12 protein-coding genes are annotated in these 16,735 nt (G+C 67.6%); 5 read left to right on the top strand and 7 right to left on the bottom strand.

Features of this window, described 5'->3' with window-relative positions; translation table 11 throughout:
• The coding region (locus ACTHJR_RS06730) for an asparagine synthase-related protein (RefSeq protein ID WP_440522357.1) at positions 1–1,427 on the top strand (1,427 nt) is incomplete at its 5' end.
• A 27-nt stretch (positions 1,428–1,454) separates the two neighbouring features.
• Positions 1,455–2,282: an oxygenase MpaB family protein gene (locus ACTHJR_RS06725; protein ID WP_440522356.1), complete on the top strand. Its 828-nt coding sequence runs from the start codon at positions 1,455–1,457 to the stop codon at positions 2,280–2,282.
• Between the two features lies 1 nt (position 2,283).
• Here ACTHJR_RS06725 and ACTHJR_RS06720 read toward each other — a convergent pair whose 3' ends face one another.
• A complete protein-coding gene (locus ACTHJR_RS06720) occupies positions 2,284–3,714 on the bottom strand; it encodes an amino acid permease (RefSeq protein ID WP_440522355.1) in 1,431 nt (476 codons plus the stop codon).
• A gap of 148 nt (positions 3,715–3,862) precedes the next feature.
• On the opposite strand from ACTHJR_RS06720, the gene ACTHJR_RS06715 reads away from it, so the two are divergent.
• Entirely contained in the window at positions 3,863–5,017 is a 1,155-nt protein-coding gene (locus tag ACTHJR_RS06715; protein ID WP_440522354.1) for an isovaleryl-CoA dehydrogenase, read from the top strand.
• Positions 5,018–5,028: 11 nt separating this feature from the next.
• Positions 5,029–5,655 (top strand): glutathione S-transferase family protein, encoded by a 627-nt coding sequence (locus tag ACTHJR_RS06710; protein WP_440522353.1) that lies wholly within the window; start codon positions 5,029–5,031, stop codon positions 5,653–5,655.
• Between the two features lie 64 nt (positions 5,656–5,719).
• On the opposite strand, the gene ACTHJR_RS06705 is transcribed toward ACTHJR_RS06710, so the two are convergent.
• From ACTHJR_RS06705 to ACTHJR_RS06695, 3 genes are read right to left on the bottom strand one after another with little or no spacing between them, the layout of a single operon-like run.
• A complete protein-coding gene (locus ACTHJR_RS06705) occupies positions 5,720–6,838 on the bottom strand; it encodes an HlyD family secretion protein (protein WP_440522352.1) in 1,119 nt (372 codons plus the stop codon).
• Entirely contained in the window at positions 6,835–7,275 is a 441-nt protein-coding gene (locus ACTHJR_RS06700; RefSeq protein WP_440522351.1) for a PaaI family thioesterase, read from the bottom strand. The genes ACTHJR_RS06705 and ACTHJR_RS06700 overlap by 4 nt, the downstream gene beginning before the upstream one ends.
• Positions 7,275–7,865 carry a TetR/AcrR family transcriptional regulator gene (locus ACTHJR_RS06695; protein ID WP_440522350.1) on the bottom strand — a complete coding sequence of 197 codons (591 nt, stop codon included), beginning with the start codon at positions 7,863–7,865 and terminating at the stop codon, positions 7,275–7,277. Before ACTHJR_RS06695 ends, ACTHJR_RS06700 begins: the two co-directional genes overlap by 1 nt.
• A gap of 56 nt (positions 7,866–7,921) precedes the next feature.
• Between ACTHJR_RS06695 and ACTHJR_RS06690 the strand changes: the two genes are divergently transcribed.
• The gene (locus ACTHJR_RS06690; RefSeq protein ID WP_440522349.1) at positions 7,922–9,535 is read left to right on the top strand and encodes a DHA2 family efflux MFS transporter permease subunit; all 1,614 of its coding nucleotides are present in this window, start codon (positions 7,922–7,924) and stop codon (positions 9,533–9,535) included.
• A 106-nt stretch (positions 9,536–9,641) separates the two neighbouring features.
• Here the strand turns inward: ACTHJR_RS06690 and ACTHJR_RS06685 are convergent, their stop codons facing one another.
• From ACTHJR_RS06685 to ACTHJR_RS06675, 3 genes are all read right to left on the bottom strand, one after another.
• A complete protein-coding gene (locus ACTHJR_RS06685) occupies positions 9,642–12,893 on the bottom strand; it encodes a DUF3857 domain-containing protein (RefSeq protein ID WP_440522348.1) in 3,252 nt (1,083 codons plus the stop codon).
• 85 nt (positions 12,894–12,978) lie between these two features.
• Positions 12,979–14,475, bottom strand: coding sequence for an acetyl-CoA acetyltransferase (locus ACTHJR_RS06680; protein WP_440522347.1), 1,497 nt, complete (start codon positions 14,473–14,475; stop codon positions 12,979–12,981).
• A gap of 7 nt (positions 14,476–14,482) precedes the next feature.
• Positions 14,483–16,537, bottom strand: a complete 2,055-nt coding sequence (locus ACTHJR_RS06675) for a M13 family metallopeptidase (protein ID WP_440522346.1) — start codon at positions 16,535–16,537, stop codon at positions 14,483–14,485.
• Between the last annotated feature and the right edge of the window lie 198 nt (positions 16,538–16,735).

The raw sequence follows: 16,735 nt of genomic DNA, 5'->3' as shown, positions 1-16,735 counted from the left end.
CCGAAACGCTGATCTACGCCGCCTGGCAGCGTTGGGATGAAGGCGCGCTCGTCCGCTTCGACGGCGACTATGCGATCGCCGTGCGCGACCCGGCGCGAGGCGAAATGGTCCTCGCGCGTGATCCGGTCGGCCAGCGGCCGTGGTTCTTTGCCGTCGAGGGAGGGCGCGTCGCGGTCGCGTCGATGCCGCGCGCGGTCAACGCCTTGCTCGGGCGCCGCGCCGTGCCCGACGCCGCGCGCCTGATCGAGCACCTCATGGGCCGCGCTCCCGCGGACGGATCGAGTTTCTTCGCCGGAGTCCTGCAGGTCGAACCTGGGGAGATCGTACGTATCGCACGCAACGGCGCAGTCGCTCGCCACCACCACTGGAATCCAGAAACCCACCGCGCGCGATGGCGCGCGGGCGTCGATTATCCCGGCCGATTGCGCGCGTTGCTCGATGATGCCGTCGATAGCCGATGCGACGGCGCCATCGCCGCGCATCTGTCGGCCGGCATCGACAGCAATGCGGTGACCGCGGCGGCGGCGCGCGACGGCCGCGCGGTCGACGCCTTCACCGCCATTCCCGCGTCGCCGGCGACCACCTGCCCGCCCGACCGGCTGGCCGACGAAAGCGCGATCGCCGCGTTGCTCGCGGGGCAACATCCATCGATCCGTCACCACGTCGTGCGGCCCGATGCGCATGCCGTCGACCTGCTCGATCTCGCCTGGAACGCGTTCGAACAGCCGATGCCCAACCCCGCCAACTTCGGCTGGGTCGCCGCGATCAACGACGCGGCGCGCGATCTCGGCCATTCGGTCATGCTGATCGGCCAATTCGGCAATTTCGCCTTCAGCGCGCCACGCGCCACCGCCACCGGTGCGCGGGCGATGCTGGCCGCCTTGCGACGGTCGCCAGCACGCCCCTCTCCGTTTCTGGCTGCGCGTCACTGTGCGAATGCGACCGACGACCCACCCGACCCGTTGCGCCCGTTCCGCCGGGTCAATCCTGGCCCCCATATCCATGGCACCTGGCGGCATTGGGGGATCGAGCTGCGCGATCCCACCGCCGCTCGCCGTCTGGTCGAATTCTGCCTGACCGCCCCCGCGCGAACGCTGAGCGAGGGTGGCGAGACCCGGCTGCTGGCCCGGCGCGCGCTTGCAGGGCTGCTCCCGGCCGCGACATTGTCCGAGCCGCGCCGCGGCTATCAGGCGGCCGACTGGCTGCCGCAACTGGCCGCGCGAGCCGATCGGGCGCGCGACATCATCGAGGGATTCGCCCGCGACGGGCTGGCCGCCGACCTGCTCGATATCGCCGCGTTGCGCCGCGCGGCGGACGCCTTGCCCGACGCGCTCCCCTCACCCGCGACCGAATTCACCTATCGCAATCATTTCCTCCGCGCGCTGGCGACGGGCGACTTCATCGCCCGCGCCAATCGGCTCGCCTAACTCTCCCTCGCTGCTTATGGTCGCGCGATGATCGGTCTGCGTTCCGCCATCGCGCGCCAGGTGCGCGGCCTGTTGTCCGATCCCGCCAATCCCCCGATCGAGCGCGCCTATGACGGCAGCGGGCTGTTCGCTCCGGATTCGGTCGCGTGGCGCGTGCATATCGACGTGACCGGCATGATGGTCGGCGGCATCACCGCGCTGATGCTGCAGATGCTTCACCCGCGCGTGCTGGCGGGTGTGTGGGATCATTCGAGCTTTCGCAACGACATGACCGCGCGGCTCAAAGGGACGGCGCGCTTCATCGCCCAGACCACATTCGAAACACGCGCCTCCGCCGAAGCGCAGATCGCGCGGGTGCGGCACATCCACGACGTGGTGTCGGGGACGCTGCCCGACGGCACGCCCTATCGCGCCGGCGACCCGCGCCTGCTCGCCTGGGTCCATGTCGCCGAAGTGTCGAGCTTCCTCGCCGGCTGGATCAGATATGGCGAGCCCGGCATGAGCGTCGCCGATCAGGACCGTTATTACGCCGAGGTCGCGCAGATCGGCGCGCTGCTCGGTGCCGACCCGGTGCCGCGCAACCGCGCCGAGGCCGATGCCATAATCCGCGACTTCCTGCCCGAGCTGAAGGCCGACCACCGCAGCGCCGACGTCCTCCACGTCCTGCTCCACCAGCCGCCGCCCAGCCTGATGCTGGTCCCGTTCCAGGCGATGACCATGCGCGCCGCGATCGACCTGCTGCCCGAATGGGCGCGGCGGATGCACGGCCTCCATCGCCCGAGCGTCAGTCGCCCCGTCATCCACGCCGGCACCCGGGGCGTCGCGGAGGTGGTTCGCTGGGCGCTGAAAAGCTGAGTCAGGCGATCGATGCGCGGCGGCGCGCGTAGAGAAAATAGATCGCCAGGCCGATGCCGTTCCAGAGGAAGAACCAGACCTGCGTGACGGTCTGCAGGCTGGTGAAGAGATAGAGGCAGCCGAGGATCGCGACCGGCGCGACCAGCCAGACCGCCGGCGTCCGGAACGGCCGCTTCGCCCCCGCATCGCGGCGGCGCGACACCAATACGCATACCGCCACCGCGACGAACGCGCACAGGGTGCCGGCATTGGCCAGGCTGGCGATCACGTCGAGCGGCGTCAGCGCGGCAAGGATCGAGACCAGCACCGCCGTCACCGCCGTGATCCGCGCGGGCGTGCCGCGGCTCGATACCTTGGCGAGACTCGTCGGCAGGAAGCCGTCGCGCGCCATCACCAGGAAGATGCGGCTCTGCCCGTAGAGGAAGCCCAGGATCACTGTCGGCAACGCGATCGCCGCCGCGGCGGCAACCACCGTGGCGACGCCCTGCTGCCCGATCCCGCGCAGGATCAATGCCAGCGGCTCGGGACTGTTGGCGAATTTGGAGAAATGGAGCGCGCCGACCGCCGCCGCCGCCACCACCATGTAGATCACGGTGCACGCCAGCATCGACCCGACGATGCCGATCGCCAGGTCGCGCTCGGGCCGCTTGGCTTCCTCGGCCGCGGTCGAGATCGCGTCGAAGCCGTAAAAGGCGAAGAAGATGATCGCCGCCGCGCCCATCATGCCGTATTTGACCCCGCCCGCGCCCGGCGTGCTGCCGTAGCCCAGCGGCGCGAACGCATGGAGATTGGCCGCGGCGAAATGCGGCAGCGCGACCGCGACGAACAAGGTCAGCGTCACGATCTTGAGCACCACCAGCGCGGTATTGATCCGCGCGCTTTCGCGGGTGCCGAGCATCAGCAATCCCGCCACCACCGCGATGATGACGATCGCCGGCACGTTGATGCCCGGCGTGGCGAGATGGAGCGTCCCGTCGGCGAACGATCCGACCAGCGTCGGCCCATGCGTCAGATAACCGGGAAGCTCGATCCCCAGCCCCTTGAGAAACCCGACCGCATAGCCCGACCAGCCGACCGCGACGGTCGCCACCACCAGCGAATATTCGAGGATCAGCGACCAGCCGACCACCCAGGCGATGATCTCGCCCAGGGTCGCGTAGCTATAGGTATAGGCGCTGCCCGAGGCCGGGATCATCGTCGCCATCTCGGCATAGCAGAGCGCCGCCGCCGCGCAGATCGCGCCCGCCACCGCGAAGCTCAGCAGCACGGCGGGCCCGGCGCGATCGGCACCAACGCCGATCAGCGTCAGGATGCCGGTACCGACGATCGCTCCGACGCCGAGCGCGACCAGATGCGGCCAGCTCAACGTCCGCGCGAGCTGATGCTCGGGCGGTGCCTCGGTGATGGTCTTGCGGCGGAGAAGACTTGGCATGCGGCCCCCTGATTGTTTCGGGGGAGACTAAGGCGTGCGCTCGCGACCGGCAACGCCCCGCGATCGGTACTCGCACTGTGCCGTCCGGGTGCGACGCTGGCGCGGTCACTGGTGGCGCGCTACAGCCCGGTCAACACAGGAGACGACAATGGACGCCACCCTCGATTTCGCGCTGGGCGAGACCGCCGACATGATCCGCGACACCACGCGGCGCTTCGCGAGCGAGCAGATCGCCCCTCTGGCCGCGAAGATCGACGCCGAGGACTGGTTCCCCAAGGAATTGTGGCCGGCGATGGGCGAGCTGGGCCTGCACGGCATCACCGTGCCCGAGGAGTTCGGCGGTCTCGGCCTCGGCTATCTCGAGCATGTCATCGCGTGCGAGGAAGTCAGCCGCGCCTCGGCCTCGATCGGCCTCAGCTATGGCGCGCATTCAAACCTTTGCATCAATCAGCTCAGCCGCTGGGCGAGCCCGGAGCAGAAGGAGAAGTATCTCCCCAAGCTGATCTCGGGCGAGCATGTCGGCAGCCTGGCGATGTCCGAAGCGGGCGCCGGCTCCGACGTGGTCGGCATGAAGTTGCGCGCCGAAGAGGTGCAAGGCGGCTATGTCCTCAACGGCACTAAATTCTGGATCACCAACGCGGCTTATGCTGACACCCTGGTGGTCTATGCCAAGACCGGCGAAGGCTCGCGCGGCATCACGACCTTCATCATCGAGAAGGACATGCCCGGCTTCTCGATCGGCCAGAAGATCGACAAGATGGGTATGCGCGGCTCGCCGACCGCCGAACTCGTGTTCAACGATTGCGAAGTCCCGGAAGAGAATGTCATGGGCCCGCTCAACGGCGGCGTCGGCGTGCTGATGTCGGGGCTCGATTACGAGCGCACCGTGCTCGCCGGCATTCAGCTCGGCATCATGCAGGCCTGCCTAGACGTGGTCGTACCCTATGTCCGCGAGCGCAAGCAGTTCGGCCAGCCGATCGGTACCTTCCAGCTGATGCAGGCCAAGATCGCCGACATGTATGTCGCGCTCAACTCGGCGCGTGCCTATGTCTATGCGGTCGCCAAGGCTTGCGACGCCGGCAAGACCACGCGCTTCGACGCAGCCGGCGCGATCCTGCTGGCGAGCGAGAATGCGGTGAAGGTCAGCCTCGAGGCGATCCAGGCCTTGGGCGGCGCGGGCTACACCAAGGACTGGCCGGTCGAACGCTTCGCCCGCGACGCCAAGCTCCTCGACATCGGCGCCGGCACCAACGAGATCCGTCGCATGCTGATCGGCCGCGAGTTGATTGGCGCGGGATCGTAGGAAACACGCTTATGAAGCTGATCGGCCAGTACGATTCTCCGTTCGTCCGTCGCGTCGGCATCACGCTGACGCTCTACGGGTTCGAGTTCGAGCATCTGCCCTGGTCGACGTTCGGCGACGCCGACCGGATCGCGCCATACAATCCGCTGCGCCGCGTACCGGTGCTGGTGTTCGACGACGGCGTGTCGGTGATGGATTCGAGTGTCATCGTCACCTTGCTCGACGAGATGGCGGGCAACGACGCGGCGCTGACCCGGACCGGCGCGGATCTGCGCGTCATGCTGCGCTGGTGCGCGCTCGCCGCGGGTGTGGCCGACAAAGGCGTCAGCCTGGTCTATGAGAAAGCGTTTCGCGACGGTTTGCCGATGTGGGTCGAACGATGCCGCGCGCAGGTAACCGACACGCTCGACCTGCTCGACCGCGAGCGCGCAGCAGCCGGCACCTGGTTCGGCGGCGCGACGATGAGCCATGCCGATCTGCTGACCGCGACCGTGTTCCGCTTCATCGGCGAAGCGCTGGCGGGGCAGTTCGATCTCGGCCGCTGGCCGACACTTGTCGCGCATTCCGAGACCTGCGAGGCGATGCCGGCGTTTCGGAGGATCTATCAGCCGTATGAGCTGACTCCGCCCGAGGCCTGAATAAAGGCGGCGTAGTCTTCCGACCGACCGGCGGCCCAGCGACGCTTGTCGGCGCGCGCAAATTTCAGGTCAACAGCACCTTCGCTGTCACCGACAAGCCCGGCCTGAGGGTAGCCAGCGCAGGTTGGTCGGGATCGAGCCTGATCCGCACGCCAACGCGCTGGACGATCTTGGTGAAATTGCCCGATCCCGGTTCGAACGGCAGCAAGGTGAATTCGCTGCCCGATCCCGGCGCCAGGCTCTCGACCGTCCCGGTCAGCGTTTCGCCCAGCGCGTCGACATAGACGCGCGCCCTTTGCCCCTCACGCATGCCGCGCGTCTGCGTCTCCTTGAAATTGGCGACGACATAGAGCGAGCGCACCGGGACGACGGTGAACACGCGGCTGCCGGGCTGAACGAAGTCGCCGACCTGGACCTGGCGGTTACCGACCACGCCATCGATCGGGGCGACGATCAGGGTATGGCCGCGATCCTGGCGCGCGAGGTCGAGTGCGGCGCGCGCCTTCATGGCCGCGGCCTGGGCGGAAGCGAGTTGCGCCTCGAGCACCGGGCGGCGCGCGCGGGTCACGCCGGCCTGCTCGCTGGTCACGCCCAATTCCGCGCGCGACTTGTCGGCGGCCGATGCCGCGCCGATCGCCACCGCCTTGACGCGCTCGGCGTCGCGCCGGGTGGCGAAGCCCTGGTTCAGCATCGCGTCGTAGCGCACGCGATCGGCATTGGCGCGTACCAGTTCGGCATCGGCGGACGAGATTACCGTGCTCGCCGCGCGCACTTGCGCGGACGCGAGCCGCTCGTCGGCGCCGAGCGCGGCCAAGGCGGCACGCGCCGTCGCGACCCCGGCATCGGCGTCGGCCAGCGCGGCGGTCGCGGCTTGCACCTTGGCGTCGTAGTCCTGGGTATCGATCCGGACCAGGGGATCGCCCGCGTGGACCACCTGGTTGTCGCGCACCAGCACCGCCGAGACCAGCCCGCCGACCTTGGGCGCGACCGCGCTCGAATCGGCGTGAAGATAGGCGTTGTCGGTCGACTCGCTCGACCGTGGAGCGGCCAGCCACAGGATGCCGGCGATCGCCACCGCGACCGCGATCAGGCCCATGACCAAAGCACTGCGCGGCACGGCGAAGCGCTTCGTCCGGATTTCGGTGCCCGTTTCGGCATCGGCGGCGGCGAGGGGCGCGTTCATTTGGCGAGCACCAGCAAGGTCGATGTCGCGGTTGCCATCAGGCGCCCGTCGGCATCGCGGATATCGGCCTCGGCGAAGGCGACGCGGCGGCCCATGTTGACGATCCGCCCTTCGGCGCGGATCGGCCCGGTGCGATCGGTCATGCCGCGCAGATAGGAGACCTTGAGCTCGAGCGTGGTAAAGCTCTGGTCGGCCTGGAGCATCGAGAGGACCGCGAAGCCGCAGGCCGAATCGAGGATCGTCGCGGCATAGCCGCCATGGACGCCGCCCATCGGGTTGTAATGCATTTCCTGGGGCGTCCCTTCGAACACCGCGCGCCCGCGCTCTACCTCGACGAGCGCGAAGTCGAGCGTCCGCCCGATCGGCGGCTGGACGCCGCGTGCGAGCAGATCGCGGGCCTGCGCCAGCCCGTCGCGCGCCTGGATCATCGCGTCCATCATGCGTCGCCCAGGCGATAACGGCGCACCAGCCCAGCGTGGGCGTCGGCCAGGATCGCATCGGACTGGATCGGGTCGGCCACCGCGCGCGCCAGCGCGACCGCGCCGACCATCTGCGCCAGCATCGCCGATGCCTCGCCATGCGGGTCGGACGCGCCGATCGCGCCCAGCGCTTTCGCCAGTCGCGCGGTCAGCGCCTCGACGCCTTCGCCGAACCGCTCGCGTTGCGCCGCGCCCGATCGCGCGAAATCGCCCGACAGGCTGGGCAAGGGGCAACCGCGATCGCGGCGATCGCGATGCGCGTGGCTCAGGTAGAAATCGACATAGGAGCGCAATGCCGCGCGGGGGTCGGCAGTCTGCTCGATCGCATCGGACCGGCCGCGCGCGTCGTCGAACATCGTGCCGATCGCTTCGGCGATCATCGCCTCCTTCGAGTCGAAATGCGCATAGAAGCCGCCATGCGTAAGCCCGGCACGCGCCATCACGCCGGCCACCGCGACGCCGTCGGGGCCCTTGGACCTGATCTCCTGCGCGGCTTCCTCGAGCACGCGCTGCCGCGTCTCGGCCTTGTGTCGGATCGAATAGCGCACTTGAACGCCTCCTTTATATGACGCATATAATATAAAGGCAGCCGGAGGCAAGTGAGTTGGCGTCGATCCCCCTTTCCCCTTCGGCATCCGCGCGCCCGCGCGCCGCGATTTTCGATCCGTCGCGCCTGACCAGCCGCCAGAAATACGGGATCTTCGCGGTGATGGCGTTCGGCCAGTTCATGGCGCTGATCGACATCCAGATCGTCGCCACCTCGCTCAACGAAGTGCAGGCCGGCCTGTCCGCCGGGCCCGACGAGATCAGCTGGGTACAGACCGCCTATCTGATGGCCGAGTTGGTCATGATCCCCTTCTCCGCCTTCCTCGCCCAGGCGTTGTCGACGCGCTGGCTGTTCGCGCTGTCGGCGGGGCTGTTCACGATTTCGAGCATGGTCTGCGGCCTCGCGTGGAACATCGAATCGATGATCGCGGCGCGCGCAGTACAAGGCTTCGTCGGCGGCGCGATGATCCCAACCGTGTTCGCGACCGGCTATACCTTGTTCAGTGGCAAGCAGCGCGCGATGATCCCTGCGATTCTGGGCATGGTCTCGGTGCTGGCACCGACCCTGGGGCCGACCGTCGGCGGCTGGATCACCGATGCCATGGGCTGGCGCTGGGTGTTCTTCATCAACGTCGCGCCGGGTGCGATGGTCACGGTCCTGACCGTGCTGCTGGTCCGCATCGATCTCCCCAATCCCGCCATGCTCAAGCGGATCGACTGGGTACATCTGGCGTCGATGGCGGTGTTTCTCGCCGGTCTCGAATATGTGCTCGAGGAAGGGCCCAAGAACGATTGGTTCACCGACAGCAGGATCCAGATCGGCGCCTGGCTGGCGATCGTCGGCTTCGTCCTGTTCCTCGAACGATCGTTCCGCTCCAGCGCGCCGATCGTCCGGCTGTCGCCGTTCCGCAAGCCGACCTTCGCTTTCGCTTGCCTGTTCAATCTGGTGATCGGGTTCGGGCTCTATGCCGGCACTTACCTCATCCCGCTCTTCCTCGGCCGCGTGCGCGGCTACAACGCGGCGGAAATCGGCAGTGCGGTAGTGATCGGCGGCTGCGCGCAATTGCTCGGCGTGCCGATCTCCGCCGCTTTGTCGCAGCGCGTCGACCAGCGGATCGTCATCACCGCCGGCCTGTCGCTGTTCGCGTTCGGCTTGTGGCTGTTCTCCGCCATGACTCCCGAATGGGGATTCGCGGCACTGTTCTGGCCGCAAGTCGTGCGCAGCTTCGCGGTGATGCTGTGCATCGTGCCCTCGGTCGGCCTCGCGCTCGGCAATTTCGAAGGTCCCGAGCTGCGCTACGCCTCGGGCCTGTTCAACCTGATGCGCAATGCCGGCGGCGCGGTCGGCATCGCGCTGGTCAACACCTGGCTCCAGGACGGCGCACGCGAACACGCGCAACGGCTCGGCGAAGCGCTCGGCCAGTCCGCGCGGGCCGCCAACGAGGTGGCCGCGGCGCTGACGCATCAATTGGGCGCGGTCACGCCGGACGCTGCCAAAGCGGCGCTGATGGCGCAGGGGCTGATGAGCCGGATCGTCGGCCGAGAGGCATTGACGCTCGCCTTCGATGACGTCTTCCGCCTGATGGCCTATCTGTTCATCGCCGCGCTGGTGATGGTGCCGTTCTGCCGCCCGCCACGCGCGGGCTCCTCACCGCCGGCCGATGCGCATTAGGATCGCTCAACGGTCCGACGACGTCGAACCGACGTTGCAGTTCGCGGGTTTGGCGCGGCTCCTCCAGCCAGGGGGTAAGGCCACCCACTTCGACATCGTTCGAGGATCAGGGCTTCACGCCATACAAGGCATAGGTTTCCGCGATCTTCGGATCGATCAGCGTAGCGGCAGCGATGTCCGCCTTGCTTCCCGCCGCGTCGCCCAGTCGCTTGCGTGCTACGCCGCGCCCGAACAGGCTGCTCGCCTGATTGGGCCGCAAACCGATCGCCTCACCATAATCGCTCGCCGCCTTCGCCCAATCGCCGCGCTGCAACCCGACGAGCCCGCGGCTATCCAGTGTCGCGGCGTCGCGCTGGGTCGCCAGCGCCTTGTCGCAATCCTTTTGCGCGGCGTCGAGATCGCTACGAAACATCGCCCGTGCCCAGCATGCCTCGTTCAGGGCATCGGCGTCGTCGGGCTTCTTGGCCAGCCGCGCATCCATCCGAGCCGCATAAGGCTTGGGATCGCCCGACAGGGCGATCAGATAATCGCGCTGCGCCGCGATATCATCATTGTCGGGATCGACGGAAAGCGCCGCGGCATAGGCGCCTTGTAGGGCTTCCTTGGCCGCGGGATCGCCGATGAGGTCCTTCAACGCCGGGCCGGGCACCGATCCTTCGGGCTGGAGCTTGATCAGGGCGAGCATGTCGGCGAGCCGCCCCTTGGCGTCCGCTTCCAGCCCATAGATCAGCCGTACGCGATAAGTGTAGTCGTCGGGCTCGAGCGCGAGCGCCTTGTCGCTTTCGGCAACCGCCTCCGCGCGTTTGCCCTGCACCGCCAGCGCGTTGGCCAGCAGCGTATGGGCCGAGGCGCTGTCGTTGCGCAGCTTGACCACCGCTCGAGCATCGCCCACCGCCTCGGCCAGCTTGGCATGCTGCATGTTGAGCCACGCGCGAGAGGTCAGGGCATCGGCGTCGTCCGGCGCCTTACCCAGCAGGATGTCGAGATCGGCGAGCGCACCGGCATCGTCGCCCACGTCGCTCCGCACGGCGGCGCGGCGACGATAGGCCTCGGCGGCGTCGGGCCAGATCAACACCAGTCGATCGTAGAGAATCAGGGCATCCTCTTCGCGGCCCGCGTCGACCAGCATCTCGGCCTTGCCGATGATGGCCTGGGGGTTGCGGCGATCCGCCGCCAACGCCTGGTCATAGGCGATCGACGCTTCGTCCTTGCGGTCAAGCTTGCGCAGCAATTGCCCCCGCATCGCGAACGTTCCCGCCGCTTTCTCGCCCGCCGCGATCCGGCGATCGACGAGCTTGAGCGCGTCCTGGTTTTTGCCCGCCATCGCCAGCCGGTTGATTTCGGCGTCGCCGGTCGCACCGGGTTCCGGCTTGGCGTCGGTCGCCGCGGTTTCGTTCGCGCTCGACGCGGCGCCGCCGAAATCGGCCGGAGCGCGAACGAACAATGCCTTGGCGAACAGCACGTCGGTCTGCTTGTCGGCGGCCTGGGCGTCGCCGAAACTGATTTCGGCCGGCTTGGAGCGGGTCGACGCAGTCATTTCGAACCGCTCGCCGGACAGCGAGGCCGTTCGTACATAATGGACGCCTGCGATGGTGCGATCGATCGACTCGCCATCGACCGAGAACCCGCGCCCGCCTTCGGGCAACAGGATAACCTCGCGATTGAAAACGTAGCTGCCGTCGACGACGACCGGCGCGGCATCGGGGTCGGTGTCGCGTTTCGGCGCGAGATCCCGTCCCAGGCGCGCATTGTCCGCTTCGTAGCGCTGTGCGCCGTCCACCCCGGCGGTCGACCAGGTCATGTCGGCGGTGCCGCTGAAGGTCGCGCTGACATCGCCGGTCTTGTCGTCGACCGACCAATCGACCGTTTTGATCGTCAGGCCGCTATAGCGCGCTTTCCACATCGAGCGCAGCGTCTCGTCGCGCTGGCTGGCGTCCATCGCCGACAGGCCGATCCGCATCTGCGCGCCCATGTCGCCTCGATACGTCAATACGCCGTTGATCTTTGCCGGCTTGCCCAGCCCCTGGCGCGCATCGAGCTCGAGCTTGACCTCGGTCTGCGGCAATACCGGTTCGGTCGCGACGAGCGCGACCAGCGCCCGGGTCGGACTATCGATCGGCAACGCCCATTTGAACGCCGGCACGGCGATCGTATCAATACCGCGATCGCCCAGCCGGGTGCCGTCGAGCCAATAGGTCTTGCCGCCGATCGTCGCGCGAACGATCACGTGATTGAATCGCCCGGGCAGCGGCAGCGACTGATCGACGCCGTCGCCCTCGGTGGCGGACACCAGCGCGGGTTCGGCGGCGATGCCGAGCGCGCGCAGCATGGCGAGCAGCAATACCGTCTTGCCCTTGCAGTCGCCGCTCTTGCCCGTCCACACCGTATCGGCGTTTTCGGGCTTGTAGCCCCCCAGGCCATCGAGCCGGGCCATGTAGCGAACCTGCGACTGGACCACGCGCAATGCCTCCGATGCGCGGGTGGCGGGATCGCTCGACAAGGCGGCGATGCGTTTCACCTCGGTCATGACTGGCGAGTCCGGGGCGATCGTCGTCGCCTTGGCATAGAGCGGCCGCATCACTTCGGCGACGGTTCCCCAATCGGCGAAATCGGCGATCTGGATCTTGAGCGCATTGGCGTAGCGAGCCGGTGCGCCGGGGATTTCCTTGGGCGCTTGCCAGCCGTCACGGGCGAAGGTCACGGTTTCGAACCCGTTCGCCTTGGTGGTGACCGCAGCGGGCGCCGCCGGACCCGCCCTCCACTTCATCGCGCGCCCGATCGGCCAGGTATAGCGCAGCGACAGGCGATCGATCGGCAGCGGCGACGCCAATGGAAACACCGCTTCGGCATGGCCAGCCAGCACGGGGTTCTGCGCATCGATCGTATAGGCGACCTCGACCTCGTCGCCGACGCGCAGGTCGGGCACCGCCATCACCGCGGTCAGGATGCCGTCGAGCATGAAGGATTCCAGGCTTTTCTCACGGCGCAGAATCTGGAAGCCCTTACCGTCCTTGAGCACGTCGATCGTTTCGCCGCCGCGATGGATCACGACGCGATTGACCGTCGCGCTGCTCAGCCCCGGTTGCCAGACCACCCCGACATTACCGATCGCCAACAAGCCCTCGGGCGTGTTCACGCGCAGCAGCTGGCGCACGAACTGGTGCGTGCCGCGATCGTCGAACCGGACCTGAAGGTCGAACAGACGACGCGTTATCGCGCCGTCGGCGGGCTTCGCGGCGGGCGCCGCGATCGGCGCGACCCAGACGGGTTGCGCGCCGACATGCAAGACGTCGTCCGCTCGCGCCTGCCCGACGCTCAATATCGCGCACGCCACCACCAGCAACAGCCGGACCATCATTCCGCCCCCGAAATCAGCAACTTTGCGCGAGATTAGGGCAGCCCGTGGCAAAGACAATCGCGAGATTGCATCCGTTTCGGAGCGATCATGCCGATGCGATGATCCAACGGGGCGTATCGCCCGCGATCAACATGCCGGGGCGGCCAACGGCGTAGCTATCGCCGTCGGTGATGATCGCCAGCGTCGCGCGATCATCCGGCGGGATCGCGGCCATCGTCCGCCCGCCCTGTTCGGTACGCAAGATGACGACGCCGCGCTCGACGGCACCGTCACGCCGATAAAGGACGGTCGCGGCTTCCAGGGTCGCCGGGCCGTCCGTGGGTTCGACAATCGGGGGCACCGTTCCGCGTCGTGCCTCAGCCTCCGCCGCGACCGAATGATCCGGATCGAGCGCGCGCTCGGGCCGTTCGTTCGCTAGCAGCAGCGCATGATGCTTGGTGACGAATTCGCCCTGTCCGTACAGCAAGCCGAGCCCGGCATCGGCGCGCAGCCGCCGCGTCATCGCGGCGGCCGCGTGGAGCATATAGGCATTGAGCGGCGCGCCGAAGAAGGTCAGCCCGCCGGTTACGGTCGGCACGACGCTCTCATCGAGGCCGAGCGTCCGTCGCGCCATCTTCGGCACGCAGGGGAAACAGCTATATAATTCGATCGCGTCGAATGGCTTGCCCTCGGCCAGCGCGACCGCGCGATGCAGCACCGCGTCCTGCGCCGGGCTCGATGCATAGCCATCGCGCGCGAGATAATCGCGCGGCTCGTCGGCCGATGCACCGCCGACGACGTGCACGCAATGGCTGGGATCGATTCCCGCCTCGCGCGCGATCGCCAGGCTGGTCACGATCACCGCCGCGCCCTGGTTGACCATCGGATTGGCGACCATCAATTTGGTGTAGGGCCAAGCGATCAACCGATTGTCGGCGGTGATCGTCGCGATCTCTTCGGCATCGACCGGGCGCCGCATCCAGCTCGACGGGTTGGTCGCCGCGACGGCCGCATAGTGCGCCCACAAATCCGCGGACTCTGCCCACGCCTCGGCCGGTGTCTGGCCCCAGCCATGCGCGCTCGCCATGTCGTAGAACGGATAGACGTTGACCGGCAACGACGCGCCCAGCGCCACCGCCAGCGGATGGAGATAGGTCGCGCGCTCGATCCGCCCCGGCGCGTCGCGGGCGAAGGCTGGCCATGGCAGCGCGGCCCCTTCTTTTTGCGCTCGCGCCGCGCTGTGCTGCGCCTCGGCACCGGCGATCAGCGCGACTTGCGCTTCGCCTCGCGCGATCGCCAGCGCCGCCTCATGGACGAGTTTGGTCGGCGTTTCGCCGCCGATCGGCGCATAGCTCGTCACGCGCGGCACGATGCCCAATCGTGCCGCCAGCTCGGCCGGCGGGTCGGCATAGCGCCAGCTCACGAGGTTGACGACGTCGAGCCGGTCGACGCGGCCGAGCAACCGCCCGCCCGCGTCCTGCGCCGCCCGCCGCGCGGCGAGCGCCATCAGCCCGACCGGGTCGAGCGCTTGCTCCAGCGTCGCCGGACGATCGACCGCCTCGCCGCATCCGACGATGACCGGCGCGCGTTCGTCCGGCGTCACGCGCGCCTTACCAGACGTGGACCCGGTCGGCCGGCGCCAGGAACAGCTTCTGCCCCGGCTTCACGCCGAACGCCGAATACCAGGCGTCGAGATTGCGCACCGTCTGAACGCGCCACATCGCCGGCGCGTGGACGTCGGTCGCGACCCGCGCGCGCAGCGCCTTGTCGCGCATCTTGGTCCGCCATCCTTGCGCGAAGGCCAGGAAGAAGCGCTGGTCGCCGGTCAGGCCGTTGATCACCGGCGCGGGCTTGCCGCCGAGCGACGCGTGATACGCCTCGTACGCCGCGGTCAGGCCGGCAACGTCGGCGATATTCTCGCCCAGTTCTTGCTGGCCGTTGAGATTGAGGTCGGGGAAGGCCTTGTAGGCGCTGTACTGCGCCGCCAGCGCCTTACCCGCCGCCTGGAAATGCGCGAGGTCGGACGGCGTCCACCAATTGTGCAGCTTGCCGGTCGAATCGAAATCGCTGCCCAGATTGTCGAAGCTGTGGCTGATCTCATGCCCGATCACCGATCCGATCGCGCCGTAATTGGCCGCCGCGTCGAACTTCGGGTCAAAATAGGGCGTGTCGAGGATCGCCGCCGGGAAGTTGAGCGCGTTCTGCACGGGCAGATTGACCGCATTGACCGTCTGCGGCGTCATCCACCATTCGTTGCGGTCGACCGGCTTGCCGATCTTGGCGATCTGATGCTGATATTCGTACAGGCGCGAGCGCTGCAGATTGCCGGTCGGATCGTCCGCCTTGACGTCCCGGCTGCCATAGTCGCGCCAGGTGTCGGGATAACCGACACCGACGATCAGCACCTGAAGCTTCTTGCGCGCCTCGTCGCGCGTCGCCGGCGCCAGCCAGTCGAGCTTGGCGAGGCGGTTGTCGAACGCCGCGACGATGTTCTTCACCATCCCCTGGATCTCGGTCTTGGACGAGGCCGGGAAATATTTGTCCGCGTAGATCTTGCCGACCGCGTCGCCCAGCGCTCCGTTGACCGCGGCGATCGCGCGCTTGTCGCGCGGCTGCTGCGCCGGGGTGCCGTTGATTGCGGTGCCGTAGAAAGCGAACGACGCGTCGTCGATCGCCTTGGGGAGGGTCGAGGTCACCTGATTGATGGTGTGGAACGTCAGCCAGTCCTGCCAGCTCTGCAACGGCTCGCTGCCGACCAGCGCCGCAAGCTTGGTGATCGCCGCCGGCTGCCACAAGGTGAAGTCCTGCTGGTTGGCCAGCCCCGCAGCGGTCCAATAAGCATTCCAGTCGATGCCCGGCGCCTTGGTCGCGAAATCGGCGCGCTTCCACGGCTGGGCGCGATGCGCGTCCTGGCTCGCCTCGATCGTGTCGTGCGCCTGGGCGATCTTCATCTCGAGCGCGACGATGCGGTCGGCGCGCGCCGCCGCGTCGCTGATCCCGGCGAGCGTCAGCAGCTTTTCGACATAGGCGCGATATTCGGTGCGGATCTGCACCATGTCGGGCTTGGTCGAGACGTAATAATCGCGATCGGGCAGCCCGAGACCACCCTGCATCAGATAGGGGATGGTGACGGTCGGGTTGGCGAGATCCTGCGTCACGAATAAGCCGAATAGATTCTCGGTGTGGAAATTGCTGGCGTTGAGCGGATCGGTGTCGGCGCGCATGCTGGCGCCGAGCGCGGTCGACAGCGCGCCCTTGTCCTTGATCGCGGCGATCGCGTCGAGCTGGCCCTTGAGCGGCGCCATGCCGCGCTTCTCGATCCCGGCGGTGTCCGCGAAGGCGTTGTAATAATCGGCGATACGGCGCTGATCGGTGCCGACCGCGGCATTGGCCTTGACCGCACCGTCGATCAGGTCGCGGTTGCGCTGCTCGGCCACCTGGAACACGTCGAACCCGACACCGATCGACGAGCGATCGTTGGGGATGACCGCGGTCTTCGCCCAGGCGCCGTTGGCATAGGCATTGAAGTCGTCGCCCGGCGCCACGCTCTTGTCGATATAGGCGGCATTGACCCCGGACTCGGTGCCCGCCGGCGCGGTGCTGGTGGTCGACTGGGTGCATGCGGCCGTGGCCAGCAGCATGGCGAGGACGATCGAACGCTTCATCTGGGGGGAGCCTCTCTTATCGGTGTATCACTCATTGGCTACACCATCATGCCGATCGGTTCCAGCGGCTTCCCAATGCCGGTGCGCAGGGCTAGGCAAGGCGCATGAGCGCCCCCGTCCTCGACACCCGCCTCTCCGCCGAGAGCGAGCAATTCCGCGCCAATGCCGCGCACAATCGCGCCCTGGTCGACCGCCTTC

The organism is Sphingomonas sp. (assembly GCF_051962185.1).
GTDB lineage: Bacteria > Pseudomonadota > Alphaproteobacteria > Sphingomonadales > Sphingomonadaceae > Sphingomonas.
The sequence above is the reverse complement of the archived record's forward strand: the minus strand, read 5'-3'. Positions and strand labels throughout refer to the sequence as shown.